Annotated in this window: 14 protein-coding genes and 1 tRNA gene; 6 read left to right on the top strand and 9 right to left on the bottom strand. The window is 32.7% G+C overall.

The window, feature by feature from the left end:
* Positions 1-3 precede the first annotated feature (3 nt).
* Together BSF41_RS10680 and BSF41_RS10690 are read right to left on the bottom strand one after the other, a co-directional pair.
* Positions 4-2,997 carry a DEAD/DEAH box helicase gene (locus tag BSF41_RS10680; RefSeq protein ID WP_172426885.1) on the bottom strand — a complete coding sequence of 998 codons (2,994 nt, stop codon included), beginning with the start codon at positions 2,995-2,997 and terminating at the stop codon, positions 4-6.
* Between the two features lie 369 nt (positions 2,998-3,366).
* A tRNA-Met gene (locus BSF41_RS10690) sits at positions 3,367-3,440 on the bottom strand.
* 150 nt (positions 3,441-3,590) lie between these two features.
* Here BSF41_RS10690 and BSF41_RS10695 point away from each other — a divergent pair.
* Both BSF41_RS10695 and BSF41_RS10700 read left to right on the top strand, forming a co-directional pair.
* Positions 3,591-3,983 carry an START-like domain-containing protein gene (locus BSF41_RS10695; RefSeq protein ID WP_095929482.1) on the top strand — a complete coding sequence of 131 codons (393 nt, stop codon included), beginning with the start codon at positions 3,591-3,593 and terminating at the stop codon, positions 3,981-3,983.
* Positions 3,984-4,037: 54 nt separating this feature from the next.
* A complete protein-coding gene (locus BSF41_RS10700; protein ID WP_095929483.1) occupies positions 4,038-4,874 on the top strand; it encodes an aminotransferase class IV in 837 nt (278 codons plus the stop codon).
* On the opposite strand, the gene BSF41_RS10705 is transcribed toward BSF41_RS10700, so the two are convergent.
* The 7 genes from BSF41_RS10705 to BSF41_RS10735 form a co-directional block, all read right to left on the bottom strand.
* Positions 4,871-5,431 (bottom strand): YqgE/AlgH family protein, encoded by a 561-nt coding sequence (locus BSF41_RS10705; RefSeq protein ID WP_008464759.1) that lies wholly within the window; start codon positions 5,429-5,431, stop codon positions 4,871-4,873. The two genes, BSF41_RS10700 and BSF41_RS10705, sit on opposite strands and share 4 nt — an antisense overlap.
* 128 nt (positions 5,432-5,559) lie before the next feature.
* Positions 5,560-5,832 carry an HU family DNA-binding protein gene (locus tag BSF41_RS10710; protein WP_008464760.1) on the bottom strand — a complete coding sequence of 91 codons (273 nt, stop codon included), beginning with the start codon at positions 5,830-5,832 and terminating at the stop codon, positions 5,560-5,562.
* 180 nt (positions 5,833-6,012) lie between these two features.
* On the bottom strand, positions 6,013-6,960 hold the full coding sequence (gene fmt, locus BSF41_RS10715; protein WP_095929484.1) for a methionyl-tRNA formyltransferase: 948 nt from the start codon (positions 6,958-6,960) through the stop codon (positions 6,013-6,015).
* Complete coding sequence (locus BSF41_RS10720; RefSeq protein WP_095929485.1) at positions 6,960-8,855, bottom strand: ATP-dependent DNA helicase RecQ; 1,896 nt, start codon at positions 8,853-8,855, stop codon at positions 6,960-6,962. The genes fmt and BSF41_RS10720 overlap by 1 nt, the downstream gene beginning before the upstream one ends.
* A 65-nt stretch (positions 8,856-8,920) precedes the next feature.
* Positions 8,921-9,454 (bottom strand): AAA family ATPase, encoded by a 534-nt coding sequence (locus BSF41_RS10725; RefSeq protein ID WP_095929486.1) that lies wholly within the window; start codon positions 9,452-9,454, stop codon positions 8,921-8,923.
* Positions 9,455-9,987: 533 nt separating this feature from the next.
* Entirely contained in the window at positions 9,988-10,605 is a 618-nt protein-coding gene (locus BSF41_RS10730) for a hypothetical protein (protein ID WP_095929487.1), read from the bottom strand.
* A gap of 11 nt (positions 10,606-10,616) precedes the next feature.
* Positions 10,617-11,528: a S9 family peptidase gene (locus BSF41_RS10735; protein ID WP_095929488.1), complete on the bottom strand. Its 912-nt coding sequence runs from the start codon at positions 11,526-11,528 to the stop codon at positions 10,617-10,619.
* 299 nt (positions 11,529-11,827) lie between these two features.
* Here BSF41_RS10735 and BSF41_RS10740 point away from each other — a divergent pair, with 299 nt between their 5' ends.
* The 4 genes from BSF41_RS10740 to BSF41_RS10755 all read left to right on the top strand — a co-directional run bounded on the left by BSF41_RS10740 (position 11,828) and on the right by BSF41_RS10755 (position 15,222).
* Positions 11,828-12,124, top strand: coding sequence for a DUF493 family protein (locus BSF41_RS10740; protein ID WP_066033683.1), 297 nt, complete (start codon positions 11,828-11,830; stop codon positions 12,122-12,124).
* Positions 12,125-12,128: 4 nt separating this feature from the next.
* Positions 12,129-12,851, top strand: a complete 723-nt coding sequence (locus BSF41_RS10745) for a DUF4290 domain-containing protein (protein ID WP_095929489.1) — start codon at positions 12,129-12,131, stop codon at positions 12,849-12,851.
* Between the two features lie 89 nt (positions 12,852-12,940).
* Positions 12,941-14,254, top strand: a complete 1,314-nt coding sequence (gene murA, locus BSF41_RS10750; RefSeq protein WP_095929490.1) for a UDP-N-acetylglucosamine 1-carboxyvinyltransferase — start codon at positions 12,941-12,943, stop codon at positions 14,252-14,254.
* Between the two features lie 89 nt (positions 14,255-14,343).
* Entirely contained in the window at positions 14,344-15,222 is an 879-nt protein-coding gene (locus tag BSF41_RS10755; protein WP_095929491.1) for a cation diffusion facilitator family transporter, read from the top strand.
* Positions 15,223-15,320: the final 98 nt, after the last annotated feature.

Genomic DNA, 15,320 nt, shown 5'->3' on the forward strand with positions numbered 1-15,320 from the left:
AAATTAAGTTAATCTTTCCTCGAGCAAACCTTTCCATGTTGTAAAACCCTTTTTATCATCTGAATAATCGTGAAGGATTCGACTAAAGTTTTCAGAGCGATTTTCCATAAAAGCCTGCCGTCCATTATTTCTAATGAAATTTAAGTAATGGTCGACTTTCTTTAAATTGTCAGGAAGAGATTTTTTATCATTATCAAAATGCCAAATATAAGTTGCTTCTTCTGTGTTTAGTGTTTCTAAAACAATGTGGAAACCGGTTTTCCCTGTCAGAAGAAATACAAAAGAAAATGGAGTTAATACGAATCGAATTTTTAGAATAGTCCGTTGGTGATTATTCGCTAAATATTGTAAATGTTTGTGATGTTTGTATTTTTGATTTTGTAAAAAATCATCTAATAACTCTTCTCCAGAATCGTAGAGGTTTATGTTGCTTTTATTTTGTAATTGGTTTATATCTAATAAAGATTCTTCGGTAGAATTTGACTTACTAAGGAAAGTTTGTGAAATAAATTTGAATTTTACACTTTCAATCAAATCTTTATTTATTTTTTTTAAATCATTGGAAAATGCTAATTGCGAAATTAGTTTACCATTTTCGAATTCTGCTTGAATTGTAGCCGTGATATTTTTAATTTTAAGTACTTTATAAAAGTAAGATTTCAAAACTTCAAATTCTGGTCTCATTTCCAGATTTTCAATATCAAATTCAAGCTCTGTTTTCATCTCAGGAACATCATATTTAAAACTAATACTTCCATATTGGAATTCAAGATTTTCAAACCCAACTTTTATTTTTCTATCAATAGTAAAATTATCTTTTGAAAGATTTTCTTCTTCGGTTTCATCAAATAAGGTTGCTTGCTTATCAATTTTCCTATAATAAGTATTTCTTTTTAAAAACATTTTATTTAGATAATTAATCTTGATGTCGCGATAATCATAAATAGTTGGAGTAATTTCAGAACGTTGTACTCTGCCAATATATTGAATCAGCTTTCCTTCGAAAGAAAATGGATAAACTAAAAAGAGACAATTGGCATTTTGTAAATCAGTTCCTTCCCCAAAGAATTGTCCGGTAGTAATTAAAACTTGATAATTTTCTTCTTTCAGTAGTCTCCATTTTGAATTTCTATTGCTTTCAGAATCTTCTCCACTTAATGTAATTACTTCATAAGATTGTTTTAAATATTGGTAAAGAGAGTCAATATGTTCTTTGCGTTCTGTAATAATAACAATTTTCTTGTCTGATTTTACTTCATTAGTAATATCATAAAAAATGGCTTTGTTTCGAGCAGAATCATGAATTAAAATTTTTGATAATGTTTCAAATTTGTCTGTTTTTGAATTAAAGGGGACTTCAAGTTCTGTATTTCTAATAATAATTTTTGGCTTTTTAGCATTACTTATTTCATTGTGTTTTATCTCGGCAATTATTTCCCCCAAATAAATAGAAAGCAATTTACTGTCGTTGTACTTTCTGAAAGGAGTTGCTGTTAATCCATAAAGATAAAAGGTGTGAAATTTTGAAACGGTATTTCTAAAAGTTTCTGCAGGAATGTGATGACACTCATCTATTATAATAGTTCCAAAAGAATGTAGCAGTTTTTCGCTCTCAGGTTTTTCTAATTCTTTTGATAAACTTTGAATCATGGCAACTGTTATTTGTTTTCCAATTTTGGTTTTGCCTTGTCCAATTTTTCCAATTTCATTTTTTGGAATTTCTAAAAAAGTTTGGATTCTTTCTATCCATTGATCAGCAATTTGTTTGCGATGTGTAATGATTAAAGTGGATTGTTTTCTGTCTGTAATAATTTTTAGTCCCAGAATTGTTTTTCCCGAACCTGGGGGAGCCACAATAATGCCAAGATCTTTCTTGGATATAGTATCAATTATTATTTGTTGATGTTCTAGGAGTTGTGCATTAAATAAAAAAGAAATCTCATTAAGCTTTTTTCTTTCATCTTTAAAATCGAATTCGATTTTATTATTCCTGCAAAATCGAATTATTTTCCCAATAAAACCTCTCGGAATTATTACTTCGTTTTCAGTTTCTTCAATCAGTTTGAAATATCGCTCTTTTCCGAAAGTATTTTTACCCATCTTCTTTTTTGTCAAGAATTCGGAATTCAAAAAGTTCAATTCTTCTTTAAGAAAATTAATAAGTAAAAGTGGAATAGCGTTACGATTAATTCTGACAACGTTGTCCCATCTTATTGTTAACCCTTTCTCATATAGTATTTTCACAGTTGAATCTGGAATATTTTGAGAAATGTTTTGACTTTGGTATAATTCATTAAGTTGTATTGTTGAAATTTTTCGAATGTTCCTTAAAAAATCCCATTGATCCAGAATTGGCTCTAAATTTTCAATATCTAAAAAACAATTATTTCCTTGCTCAAATGTTTTCTTATAAAGAGGAAGTGCTATCAAATTTCCGAAACCTTTACCAGACAAGTAATCTTGATTCGGAAACATTCTATCAAAGCTAGAGCTTTTATCAAATAAAGAAAAAACACCGGTTTGTAATAAAATAGAAATAAATATTTGCCTGCTTTTTATGGCAGGATAAGGTTCTTCGAAAAATATCCAAACATGTCCACCTTTTCCTGATCGAGAACGTTCTAAATAGGCAGGAATCCCTTTTTCATTACAGCCATTTATAAATTTTTCACAATCATTGATCCATTCGACTTTATCAAAATCAGCAACAATAAACCAGGATGTATTGTTTTTAAGCAAAGGATAAACTCCAATATGTTGTTCTCCGTTTAAATGTTTTTCAATTTCTCTTTCCGTCAGAGGCAAATATTCTTTATCTGTGTAGGTTTGGAAAGTGCCGCCTTTCATTTTATGATTTCTGTACTGATATGGATCATAAAAATATGCGGGTATGTATCCACTTTTATTACCTTTTTCCCATCGAATAGCAAATAGATCATCTCTTCCCATAAAAAGAGATTTGAAAAGTTGAATATTATGTAATGAAACTGAAGACATAATTTTATTACCAGTTAAACTATTTAAGTCAATTACAAATATATTAAAGGAGAAGTAGATTTTTAATTTCGTAATTTAAAATTATCTTATAGTTTAATTTATGAATATAGATATTTTTAAATAATTCAATATTTAAAATTTATAACTAAAAGTGTGATACCTTTTGAAAACAAGATAGGATTATTGTGCTGAAATATTTTTTCGCTTTGAAAAGTAATGATATTTAACCTGAGGTCTGGTTTTTTATTGTCCACATTATCAGGGTAATAGTTTTTTATTTTGTTTGATTCCTCCTTGAATTCCTCATTCAGTGAGGAATTGTTTTTAAATAAAAAACCCTTAAACATTTGATGTTTAAGGGTTTATAAGTAGCGAGGACGGGAGTTGAACCCGTGACCTCAGGGTTATGAATCCTGCGCTCTAACCAACTGAGCTACCTCGCCTGGACTGCTATCATGAATTCCTGATTGCGGGTGCAAAGATATAAATATTATTAAAGCATACAAGCATAAAATGAAGAAAAAAAAATATTTTTAAAAATGCATTGTTTTTGGACATATATTCTTATATTTCGAAAAAAATTAAAGTAGCACATGGATTCAAAAATACGTTACGAAATAGAGTTTCCGATCAATTCTTCGCCACAATTATTGTATCAATATATATCAACTCCGTCAGGTTTACAAGAATGGTTTGCTGACAATGTTAATTCAAGAGGTGAATTTTTTACCTTTATGTGGAATGATTCACAGGAAAAAGCGCGTCTGGCTTCAAAAAAATCTGGAGAAAAAGTAAAATTCAAATGGGTTGATGATAGCAGTAAAGATACTGAGTACTTTTTTGAACTTCATATTTTAGTCGATGAATTGACTAAAGATGTATCGCTTATGGTAGTCGATTTTGCCGATAAAGATGAATTAGGCGAAGCTAAACAATTGTGGGAGAATCAGATCTCAGATCTAAAACATCTTATAGGATCTGTTTAGTAAAAGTCTATTTTATACCTTATATTTGCCCTGAACAAAATTCAGGGTTTTTTTATGATTAATTTTAACGAAAATATAGCGCAGGAAGACAATATGTTAACTCTAAACCGCGCTTTTTTATATGGTGACGGAATATTCGAAACAGTAAAAATTGTCAATGGGAAAATCTTGTTCCTTGAAGATCATTATTTTAGATTAATGGCTTCAATGCGTGTGGTTAGAATGATGATTCCGATGGATTTTACAATGGAGTATTTTGAAGAGCAGATTCTTAGTTTGGTAAAAGAACAAGGAATTGAGGCTTCAGCACGAGCAAGAATTACCGTTTTTAGAAATGATGGCGGTTTATATCTTCCAAAAAGCAATGATATTTCATTCTTAATCAACGCCATTTCTCTTGGAAATAAAGCTTACAGTATAAATGCAAACGAATACGAAGTAGATTTGTATAAAGACTTCTACGTGACAAAACAATTATTATCTTCTCTTAAAACGACAAATAAGATGATTAATATTACGGGAAGTATTTATGCGAGTGAAAATGACTTGGCCAATTGTATCTTACTGAATGATAGTAAAAATGTTGTAGAAGCCCTTCAGGGAAATATTTTTATGGTAATGGGTAACAAGCTTATTACGCCTCCGATTTCAGAAGGTGCTTTAAACGGAATTATGCGTAAGCAGATTTTAGCTCTAGCTAAAAAAATAGAAGGTATAGAAGTATCAGAAGAAATAATTTCGCCGTTTGATCTTCAAAAAGCAGACGAATTATTTCTAACTAATGTAATCATGGGAATACAGCCAATAACTAAATATCGAAAAAAGGAGTTTACAGCAAATCTGGCTCATTTATTAGTGCAGCGACTAAATGAATCCATCTCTGAAAATTAATTCAGATATGGATTTTCAGGTGCGTTAGACCAAATAAGATAATCGCCGCCAAGCTCAATAATCTGCTCTTTCCAAAAATGGGTAGTAGATTTTCCGATAATTTTATTTTTGTAATTATTATCAGCAATAATCCAAGAGTTTCCCTGCATTTCATTCTCCAGCTGATTTTCTTCCCAACCAGTGTAGCCTAAGAAAAAACGAATATTATTTTTACTAATAGATCCGTTGTTTATTAAGTCTTTGGTTGACTCAAAATCGCCACCCCAATAAATCCCGTTTGAAATCTCAACACTATTTGGGATTAATTCAGGGATATTGTGAATAAAATAAAGGTTGTCTTGTTCTACAGGGCCGCCGTTATATATCTTAAAGTTAGCATCAATCTCGGGTATTAAGTCATTAATAGTATATTTTAATGGCTTATTAATTATAAAACCTATTGATCCTTCCTTGTTATGGTCTGCTAATAAAATTACCGATCTGTTAAAAGATAAATCTCCAATTATTGAAGGCTCGGCAATAAGCAGGTGTCCTTTTTTTAATTTTTCTGAAATCATACGGTTACAATTTTTATTAAATTTAATCATAAAAAAATTAAAATCACAAAAAAAATCGTTAAACCGCATAAAAAAACCTTCCAGAAGGAAGGTTTTAATTATATTATAAGTTTAGAGAACTTTCTTACTTAGTTCACTGCACCTTCTAATTCAGCACCAGCTTTAAATTTTACAACGTTTTTAGCTGCGATTTTGATAGTTTTTCCTGTTTGAGGGTTTCTACCGTCTCTAGCAGCTCTTGAAGATACTGACCATGATCCGAAACCTACTAATGAAACTCTTCCACCTTTTTTCAAAGTAGTTCCTACATTACCTAAAAAAGACTCTAAAGCTAATTTCGCCGCAGCTTTTGTAATTCCTGCATCAGCAGCGATAGCATCGATTAATTCTGATTTGTTCATAATAATTAGTTATTAATTGTTGGTTAAAAAAAATTGTTAATACACAAATTTAGTAGGAAATCCGTTGCGTGCAAGTGTTTTCTTTATTTTTAGCAAAAATTGTTAATAACTTGCTTTTTTTGTTCATAAAGAGTGTTATTCATCGATGAAAAACAGGTACAAACCCCTGTTTTACTGACCTTAATACACTTTTGCAACATCTGAAAAGCTTACTCCATTTAATAATTCTGAGGCAAGCATTCTCTTTTTTCCTGGAAATTGTAGACTTAATAACTGAATAAAGCCCTCTTTTATTGCAATCTTGATTTCTTTTTTAGTGCTAATTAGCTTTCCGATCTCATAAGAATGTGATTCTGAGACTAGTTTGGCTTCGTAAATTTTGATATTTAATTCTTCATTTTGATCTTTTAAAAAACACCAAGAGGCAGGATACGGACTTAATCCTCGAATTAAGTTATTAATTTCTTCACCAGATTTTGTCCAGTCGATCTTGCAGTTTTCTTTGTTTAATTTATAAGCAGTTTTAATATCGTGGTTGTCTTCTTGGATTGTTGTGGTAACATTTCCGTTTTCAATAACTTTTAAAGTATCAATTACAGTTGTGCTTCCTAGGTCCATTAAACGATCATGAAGTTGTCCTGCCGTTTCTTCTGGCTCAATATTGATTTCAGAATTTAAAATCATGGCACCGGTATCAATTTTATCATCAATAAAGAAAGTCGTAACTCCAGTTTTAGTTTCGCCATTAATAATAGCCCAGTTAATAGGAGCGGCCCCACGGTAATTTGGCAATAAAGAAGCATGAAGATTAAAAGTTCCTAAACTTGGCATTTCCCAAACTACTTTTGGCAGCATTCTAAAAGCAACTACAATTTGTAAATTGGCATTTAAAGCTTTTAATTCGGCTAAGAAACTTTCGTCTTTTAAATTGGTTGGCTGTAATAAAGTAAGATTGTTGGCAAGTGCATATTCTTTTACAGCCGAATATTTAATTTTTTGTCCGCGTCCTGCTGGTTTATCTGCAGCAGTAATTACGCCAACAACATCATAGTTATTTTTAATAATGGTGTCCAAAATGCCAACGGCAAATTCTGGTGTTCCCATAAATATAATTTTCAATTTCTCCATTATGATTTTAAAGTGTATTTATTATTCGCTTGTATAATGATATGATTGTTTTCGAGCAATTCTTGAAGAACCGTTAAAATGTCTTTTGTATCCATTTTTATCTGATTTTCTATTTCTCTCGAAGTCAGAGAAGCGGTTCTGAGTAAAGATAAAATCTTATCTGCAATGGAATCGGCTTCGGTAATTTTTCCTTTTAGTGTAATGCAGTACGAACAGATGCCACAGTTTTCTTTTGTTTCTTCTCCAAAATAATCCAAAACCAATCTGTTTTTGCAGGTTTTATTGTCTTTTATATAATGAAGAACCGATAAAAGCTGTTCTTTTTTAACTTCATTCTGTTTTTCTAAATATTTCGAAACTCTATTTATAGTATGGTCATCTTCACGGACTTCATTAAACAAAATTGTAGCATCGTTATTTTTAGATTTATATTCAATAATTTCTTTTTCTTTTAATTTCTCTAAAACAGCAAGAACCTGTTCTTCAGAACGATTCGATTTTTTAGCAATCAATCCCAAGTTTAAATTAGATTTTACCTCGTAAACTCCTGGGTAAGTTCTTAGAATGGCCAAAATGATTTCTTCGTCATTTGGATTTAGGCTCATGTATCGAATCACTTCTTTAGATTCGATCAAAAACTGAATATTGATTTTTTCTGAAAACTCTTGAGACATCGTAATAATTCCCTGCTGATTCAGAAACTGTAAAGCATTATAAGTTTTAAGAGTGGGGAAGTCATATTTGTTGCAAAAATGATTCAGTTTGAAAGAAAAAGTTTCGTCTAAACCTTCTCCGTAAGCAATCTGAAAGTAGTTGCACAGTTTGTTGTACATCGTTTTCAGAAACTTTTTGTCTGGCAAAATGTTTAAAAATTGCTGCTCCGTCTGAATAGAATCTGAATTATTATACAAAAGAACCGAAAAGGCTTTTGCTCCATTTCGTCCTGCGCGTCCAGATTCCTGGTAATAATTTTCTAAGTTTTCTGGAAGTTGAGTATGAATAACGGTTTTTACATTGTCTTTGTCAATTCCCATCCCGAAGGCATTCGTGGCAACAATAACTTGCGCCTGCTCAGATATCCACAACTGCATATTTTTGTCTTTTTCTTTTGATGAAAGTCCGCCGTGATAGTAAGTTGATGTAAAGCCTAACGATTGCAATTGCGAAGACATGTTTAAACACCCTTTGCGATTTCGCACATATATAATAGAAGGCTGCGGATTTTTTTTAAGAATCTGTTCGGTGCGGTATAATTTATCTTCCACTTCAAAAACCATGTAAGCGATATTTTTTCGCTCAAACGACTGCTGAAAATGTCTTGGATTTTTTAATTCTAACTGCGTTCTAATATCTTCAATAACTCTCGGAGTTGCTGTAGCGGTCAAAGCTAAAAACGGAATTTTCGGAAAGAACTTTTTCAATTCCGAAATTTTAAGATACGCAGGCCTAAAATCATGACCCCATTGCGAAACGCAATGCGCTTCGTCAATAGCAATTAAATTGATAGGCAGGTTTTTAATACGTTCCAGAATCCAATCCGATTGCAAACGCTCTGGCGATAAGTAGAGGAATTTGTAATTTCCGTACTGGCAATTATCCAAAAGATCAATCAGTTCTTCGGTATGAATTCCGCCCGTAAGCGCAATCGCTTTGATGTCTCTTTTCTGCAGATTCATCACCTGGTCTTTCATTAAGGCAATCAAAGGTGAAATAACGAGACAGATTCCTTCTTGCATCATGGCCGGAACCTGAAAACAAATTGATTTTCCGCCGCCCGTAGGAAGTACGGCAAAAGTATCCTGTCCTTCAAGAACCGAATCGATAATTTCTTTTTGCAACGGTCTAAAACTGTCGTGTTTCCAGTATTTTAGAAGAATATCCTGTGCTCCGAGCATTGCTTTGGTTTTAAAGTTAAAAATTTAGAAAACAGTTTCTAGTTTTGCAACTTTAAACCATACCGCTAAATTTTGTCTAAGATATAAAGAATTCTGTTTTCAACTGTATCTTTAGGAACTTCAATCAGTTCGTAACCATATTTTTTGTAAGTTTCAACAAGGTGCTCTTGGATTTTTACTGCCTGATCAAAATTTTCATAACGTTCAGAATCACTTTGGTAAATTTCTTCCCAAGGCGGTAAAATAAAAGTTTTAGAATATTTATAATCTTCGCATGCTTTAACGAAACTTTCCGGATATTCATCGCCAATATAATCCATATAAGCTATCACATCTGGAATTCCTCTGTCAATAAAAACCACATTATCAGGTTCTTCTAGAGCATTTTTATATTGATCGATACGACCTTCCAATAGCATTTCGCTAAACAAAAGCGGCTGTTCAAGAAACAACTGCTCAATGCCTTGTTCTTGCGCTTTCATGGTAACCTGTCTAGAGATTTCTGGATAGCAGCAAAAGCCACGAGCTACCAATTCGTTAATAAGTGTTGATTTTCCAGTACCAGGTCCGCCAAGCAAGACTATAATTTCTTTTTGCACTATTCTAAAAATAAAGCGCAAATTTACCTAAACTTATTTATAATTAAAAAGAATATTTACTTGAAGCGAAAGATTTGGCATTTTTTGTAGTCATGGGTTCCTGCTGTCCGCTGCAATCTTTTGCTTTTTAAAGGAAAAAGCAAAAGGATTTCCGCTTCCATCAGGGCTAAAAAGGAGAGATAGTTTTGTTTTTGGAATTATTTTATGAATATAATTTTACGAAACAAAAAAGTCACAGAGGGACGACATAATTTATAGAGAAAGTAGGGATGTCATAGGTTAAAAAGCTCCGGAGGAGCGACATATTTATAGAAAACAGAATTGATTATTTATTAAAAAGCCCCAGCGGGGCGACACATTTTGAATTTATATGCCGCTCCGCTGGAGCTTTTGATATGCGAGAAATTGAAATTTACTATAAATATTCTGCTCCGCTGGAGCAATTATCAAAATAGAAAAAGAGATTTGTCAATAGTTTCTTTGAATTGCCGTTGGTTTTAACCAACGGATTTTAGAGATGTAGAATTTCGGCTTTAGCCAAATCTTTGCCACCATTTTTTTTGGGCTCTTTTTGGAATTAGGATTGGATTATCTTCTATTAAATTGCCATTAAAATCAAGAATATATTCATTTGATTCAAAATCAAATAATCTTATTTTATCATTTTCGACACTAAAAGGATTTTTGCCTTTAAGATTTACCCAAATATCTCTTCCCCAAAAGCTCCAAACAATTTCTCCTTCTTTTGTAATTCTAAAAATACCTATTTCTCCATAAATAATGAAATCCTCTTCAAGTTTATAAAGGGCGAAGTTTGCTGCTTGATCAAATTCTTTATGCCAAATTAATTTTAAAGAAGGAATTTCTAAACAATATATTTCGTTTCCACTAATTACTAAAAGTTTATTATCTGTAACGGCAAAAGTGTCTTCGTATATTCCGCTTGCACTATTGCTTTCGTAAATTGTAATGTTTGAAATTTCAATTCCTAATTCTTTAACAATAATATAATGACGACTAATATATTCTAGTTTTTCTTTTTTACTGCCAAAATCTATTTCATTCTTTTTCGATTTGATAATTAAATCTAAATCATCATTAATATCGTCAAATAATTCAATCTCAAAGTTTTTATAGTCAGTTTTTATCATTTTGATTTCAATTACTCACAAAACAAATACTTCCCAGAACTTTTCCCATTTTTAGAAGGAACAATCAAATGCGATTGGAATTTTTTGCCCTTCAGAACATCATTCACAAAATCTAAAACATATTGTTGTCCTTCGTGGAAAAGATAACCAGAGAATTCATGTCCGCCACCGCAGAAAGTAATCAGTTCGATGTCTTTATGCAAATCGTTCATTTGATTATAAACGGCATAAGAACCAAAAAGAATCAACCAGCCAGAAGCATTTGTCGGGCAAGAACGATGCGAACCTGCAGCGTACGGAACAGTATCATCATTGCTTCCGTGCGCCAATAACATCGGAATTGCTTTTTCTTTTGTAATCAAATTAATATCTTGAATCGCTCCCGAACCTCCAATGAAACCTTTGTATTTAAAGTTATCAGGCAGATTGCTTTTGTATAAATTCATCAATTTATAATCCCAGAACGAAGCGTGAAAACCAATTTCTGCCCCAGCGCTAATTCCAGAAATAAAGATTTTTGAAGTGTCAAAATTATATTTATCAGCATTCTCAACTAAGAAAGCTGTTGCCTGCCACATATCGCTTACGCCAATTTGGATCGCTTTTATTTTTTCGGTTAAAGTTCCTTTACAGCCAAAATCTTTTCCTTTCATATATAAACTGTACGAAATACTGGCAACGGCATAACCGTTTTGAGCCATAAATTTTCCGAATTCTTTTTCGCTTGTTCGTTCTCCGCCAGAAAATCCACCACCGAAAGCGAACATAATCAACGGAATTTTTTCGCCAGCTTTTTTCTTAGGCAGATATAGATCTAAATCCAGTTTTAAAGTGTCATTTTGGAAATAGGTTAGAGTTTTAATTTCTTGTGCCTGAACTGAATTTATTGTAAGAACTATAAAAAGTAAAAGGAGTTTTTTCATTGTAGTATTTTTTAATCTCGCAAAGTCGCAGAGACGCAAAGTAATTTCTTAAAAGCTTAATTAGTAAAAAAAACTTTGCGTCTCTGCGACTTTGCGAGCAATTTTTTAAGCAGATTATTTCTCAAATATAAGCGTAAATTTTACAAAGAAATAATCTTCGAATACTTTTTTCTATGCACCTTTGAGCCTTTGTAACTTTGTCCCTTTAAAACAAAGTTTTAACCCCGAAAAAATTCTAAAATCTAAACTCAGAAATCTAAAATCAAAAACCGTATATTTGCGTTTATTTTTAATTACAAATGGAGAACGATAAAGAAAAAAATACAGCCGAATTTTACGAAAGATTAAAAGTGGAGCTTGATAACGCAAACACTTGGCCGGCAGAATATTTGTACAAATTTATTGTACCTTCTGTAGCAGATAATGTAGAGCGTGTTGAAAAAGCTTTCGATAGAATGGGAGCGGTGATTAAAACAACAAAATCAAAAACTGGTAAATTTACCAGCGTTTCTGTAGATGTTACTATGCACAGCTCAGATGATGTAATCAGTAAATACAAAGAAGTTTCTACAATAGAAGGTATAGTTTCATTATAAACTTATGATCGAAAAATATAAAAGAGAAGCCGCAAGTGACGTTGTTTTCAATTTAGAATACAATTCTGAAAGACAGCGTTTAATTATTCCGGAGTACGGTCGTCATTTGCAAAAATTGATTGATCAGGCAACTGCAATCGAAGATGATGAAACGCGCAATAAAGCCGCAAAATACATCATTCAGGTTATGGGAAGTCTGAATCCGCATTTGCGTGATGTTCCAGATTTTCAGCATAAACTTTGGGATCAGCTTTTTATTATGTCTGATTTTAAACTTAATGTAGAATCACCATACCCGATTCCGTCAAGAGAAGTTTTGGAGCTAAAACCAGATGCTTTGCAGTATCCGCAGAACTTTCCAAAATATAGATTTTATGGTAATAATATCAAATATATGATTGATGTTGCCAATAAATGGGAAGAAGGCGAAATGAAAAATGCACTGATCATGGTAATCGCCAACCACATGAAAAAATCGTTTTTGAGCTGGAACAAAGACACCGTAAAAGATGATGTGATTTTTGAACATTTATATGAATTATCAGGTGGCAAAATCAACTTATTGCACAGTACAGAAGAACTGTTAAATACTACAGATTTAATGCGTACCAACAAACGCATGTCTAATAAAACAGCTTCTGGTATACAGCCGAAAACTCAGAATAACAAAAACAATAATAAAGGCGGTCAAAAAAAGACATTTCAAAAAAATAATAATCAGAAATAAAAAAGGGGCTAAGATGCTAAGTTACTAAGATGCTAAGATTTTAGCTCAGAACCTTAGAATCTCAGAACCTTAGAACCTAAACAAGATCTATGGGAATTTTTAAAATCGAAGGAGGAACTCCTTTAAAAGGAGAAATCACTCCGCAAGGAGCAAAAAATGAGGCATTACAAATTTTATGTGCCGTGCTTCTAACAGGAGAGAAAGTAAAAATTAATAACATTCCTGACATTATAGACATCAATAAATTAATCACTTTGTTGGGTAATTTAGGGGTAAAAATTCAACGTAACGAACCAGGTTCGATCACTTTTCAAGCTGACGAAGTTAATGTTGGATATTTAGAAACTGAAGCTTTTAAAAAAGAAGGAGGAGCGCTTCGTGGTTCTATTATGATTGTTGGTCCGCTTTTGGCTCGTTTCGGAAAAGGATATATTCCAAAACCAGGAGGAGATAAAATCGGTCGTCGTAGATTAGATACACACTTTGAAGGTTTTATTAACCTTGGAGCAAAATTTAGATATAACAGAGAAGATCATTTTTACGGAGTAGAATCTCCAAAAGAGGGCTTAACTGGAACAGATATGCTTTTAGACGAAGCTTCTGTAACTGGAACTGCAAATATTGTAATGGCAGCAGTTTTAGCAAAAGGAACAACTACAGTTTACAACGCTGCTTGTGAGCCATATTTACAGCAATTGTGTAAAATGCTAAACTCTATGGGAGCAAAAATCACTGGAGTAGGATCTAACTTATTGACTATCGAAGGTGTTGAAAGCCTTGGAGGTTGCGAGCACAGAATTTTACCAGATATGATCGAAATTGGTTCTTGGATTGGTCTTGCAGCTATGACAAAAAGCGAAATCACAATCAAAAATGTAAGCTGGGAAAATTTAGGTTTGATTCCGAATACTTTCAGAAAATTGGGTATCACAATCGAAAAACGTAACGACGATATTTACATTCCTGCTCACAAAGATGGATATGAAGTGAAAACAGATATCGACGGTTCTATCTTAACTATTGCTGATGCTCCATGGCCAGGATTTACACCTGACTTATTAAGTATCGTTTTAGTCGTGGCAACACAAGCAAAAGGAGACGTTTTAATTCACCAAAAAATGTTCGAAAGCCGTTTGTTCTTCGTGGATAAATTAATCGATATGGGAGCAAAAATTATGTTATGTGATCCGCACAGAGCTGTGGTTATGGGGCATAATTTCGAATCTCAATTGAAAGCAACTACAATGTCTTCTCCTGATATTCGTGCAGGAATCTCATTATTGATTGCGGCGCTTTCTGCAAAAGGAACAAGCACGATCCAGAATATCGAACAAATCGACCGTGGATACGAGCGTATCGACGAGCGTTTGAGAGCAATCGGCGCAAAAATCGTGAGAGCTTAAAAAGTTGATAGCCTTGAATTCACAAATTTTTATTTTCAAAGATTATAAAAAATAATTCGAGAATTCGTGGCGAAAAAAAAATAGTCTAAATGACAAACGAACAAAAAGCTATAAAAGCTACTATCTTTAGTATAGTTGGAAACACCTGCTTGGCCCTTGTAAAAGGTCTTGCAGGTTTTTTTGGCAATTCTTATGCCTTGATTGCAGATGCGATTGAATCGACGACAGATATATTTGCGTCCTTCTTGGTGCTGTTTGGAATCAAATATTCGAATAAACCAGCAGACGAAAATCATCCTTATGGTCATGGTCGTGCAGAACCTCTTATTACCTTTTTGGTTGTTGGATTTTTAATTACTTCAGCAACAATTATTGGTTACGAAAGTATTGCTAATATTGGGACTTCGCACGATTTACCAAAATCTTGGACTTTATATGTTTTAGGCGCCATTATTATCTGGAAAGAGTATTCTTTTCGTTTGGTAATGAAAAGAAGTAAGCAAACAAATAGTTCGTCTTTAGCAGCCGATGCTTGGCATCATAGAAGTGATGCCATTACTTCTGTGGCTGCTTTTATCGGAATTTCAATTGCCTTAATTATGGGCAAAGGTTACGAATCTGCAGATGATTGGGCTGCGCTTTTTGCCGCTTTTTTTATCTTATATAACAGTTATAAAATTTTCAGACCAGCGCTTGGCGAAATCATGGATGAAAATCTAAATGACGATTTAGTAGAAGAAATTCGTGTTGTCGCTTTAACTGTTCAAGGAATTCTTGGAACCGAAAAATGTTTTATTCGTAAAGCAGGAATGCGTTATCATGTTGATCTTCACGCCATAGTTTCGGCAAAAATTTCAGTAAAAGAAGGACATGATTTGTCTCATAAATTGCAAGATACTTTAAAAGAACAAATTCCGCAGTTAGGAAATGTTTTGATTCATATTGAACCAGATGATTATCATTGTTAAAGATGCTAAGGTTCTGAGATGCTAAGATGCTAAGTTTTTTTCTTTGTCAAAGTTTTAAACTTTGACAAAGATTAATTTATAAATCTGCTTAATTTACA

The sequence above is a fragment of the Flavobacterium sp. ACN2 genome, from assembly GCF_002303885.1.
Lineage (GTDB): Bacteria > Bacteroidota > Bacteroidia > Flavobacteriales > Flavobacteriaceae > Flavobacterium.

Excerpts from the sequence above, each read along its gene's own strand:
- BSF41_RS10745 (WP_095929489.1), top strand. The coding sequence starts at position 12,129 with ATGATCGAAAAATATAAAAGAGAAGCCGCAAGTGACGTTGTTTTCAAT.
- BSF41_RS10700 (WP_095929483.1), top strand. The coding sequence starts at position 4,038 with ATGATTAATTTTAACGAAAATATAGCGCAGGAAGACAATATGTTAACT.
- BSF41_RS10720 (WP_095929485.1), bottom strand. The coding sequence starts at position 8,855 with ATGCTCGGAGCACAGGATATTCTTCTAAAATACTGGAAACACGACAGT.
- BSF41_RS10735 (WP_095929488.1), bottom strand. The coding sequence starts at position 11,528 with ATGAAAAAACTCCTTTTACTTTTTATAGTTCTTACAATAAATTCAGTT.
- fmt (WP_095929484.1), bottom strand. The coding sequence starts at position 6,960 with ATGGAGAAATTGAAAATTATATTTATGGGAACACCAGAATTTGCCGTT.
- BSF41_RS10680 (WP_172426885.1), bottom strand. The coding sequence starts at position 2,997 with ATGTCTTCAGTTTCATTACATAATATTCAACTTTTCAAATCTCTTTTT.
- murA (WP_095929490.1), top strand. The coding sequence starts at position 12,941 with ATGGGAATTTTTAAAATCGAAGGAGGAACTCCTTTAAAAGGAGAAATC.
- BSF41_RS10730 (WP_095929487.1), bottom strand. The coding sequence starts at position 10,605 with ATGATAAAAACTGACTATAAAAACTTTGAGATTGAATTATTTGACGAT.
- BSF41_RS10755 (WP_095929491.1), top strand. The coding sequence starts at position 14,344 with ATGACAAACGAACAAAAAGCTATAAAAGCTACTATCTTTAGTATAGTT.
- BSF41_RS10740 (WP_066033683.1), top strand. The coding sequence starts at position 11,828 with ATGGAGAACGATAAAGAAAAAAATACAGCCGAATTTTACGAAAGATTA.
- BSF41_RS10710 (WP_008464760.1), bottom strand. The coding sequence starts at position 5,832 with ATGAACAAATCAGAATTAATCGATGCTATCGCTGCTGATGCAGGAATT.
- BSF41_RS10705 (WP_008464759.1), bottom strand. The coding sequence starts at position 5,431 with ATGATTTCAGAAAAATTAAAAAAAGGACACCTGCTTATTGCCGAGCCT.
- BSF41_RS10695 (WP_095929482.1), top strand. The coding sequence starts at position 3,591 with ATGGATTCAAAAATACGTTACGAAATAGAGTTTCCGATCAATTCTTCG.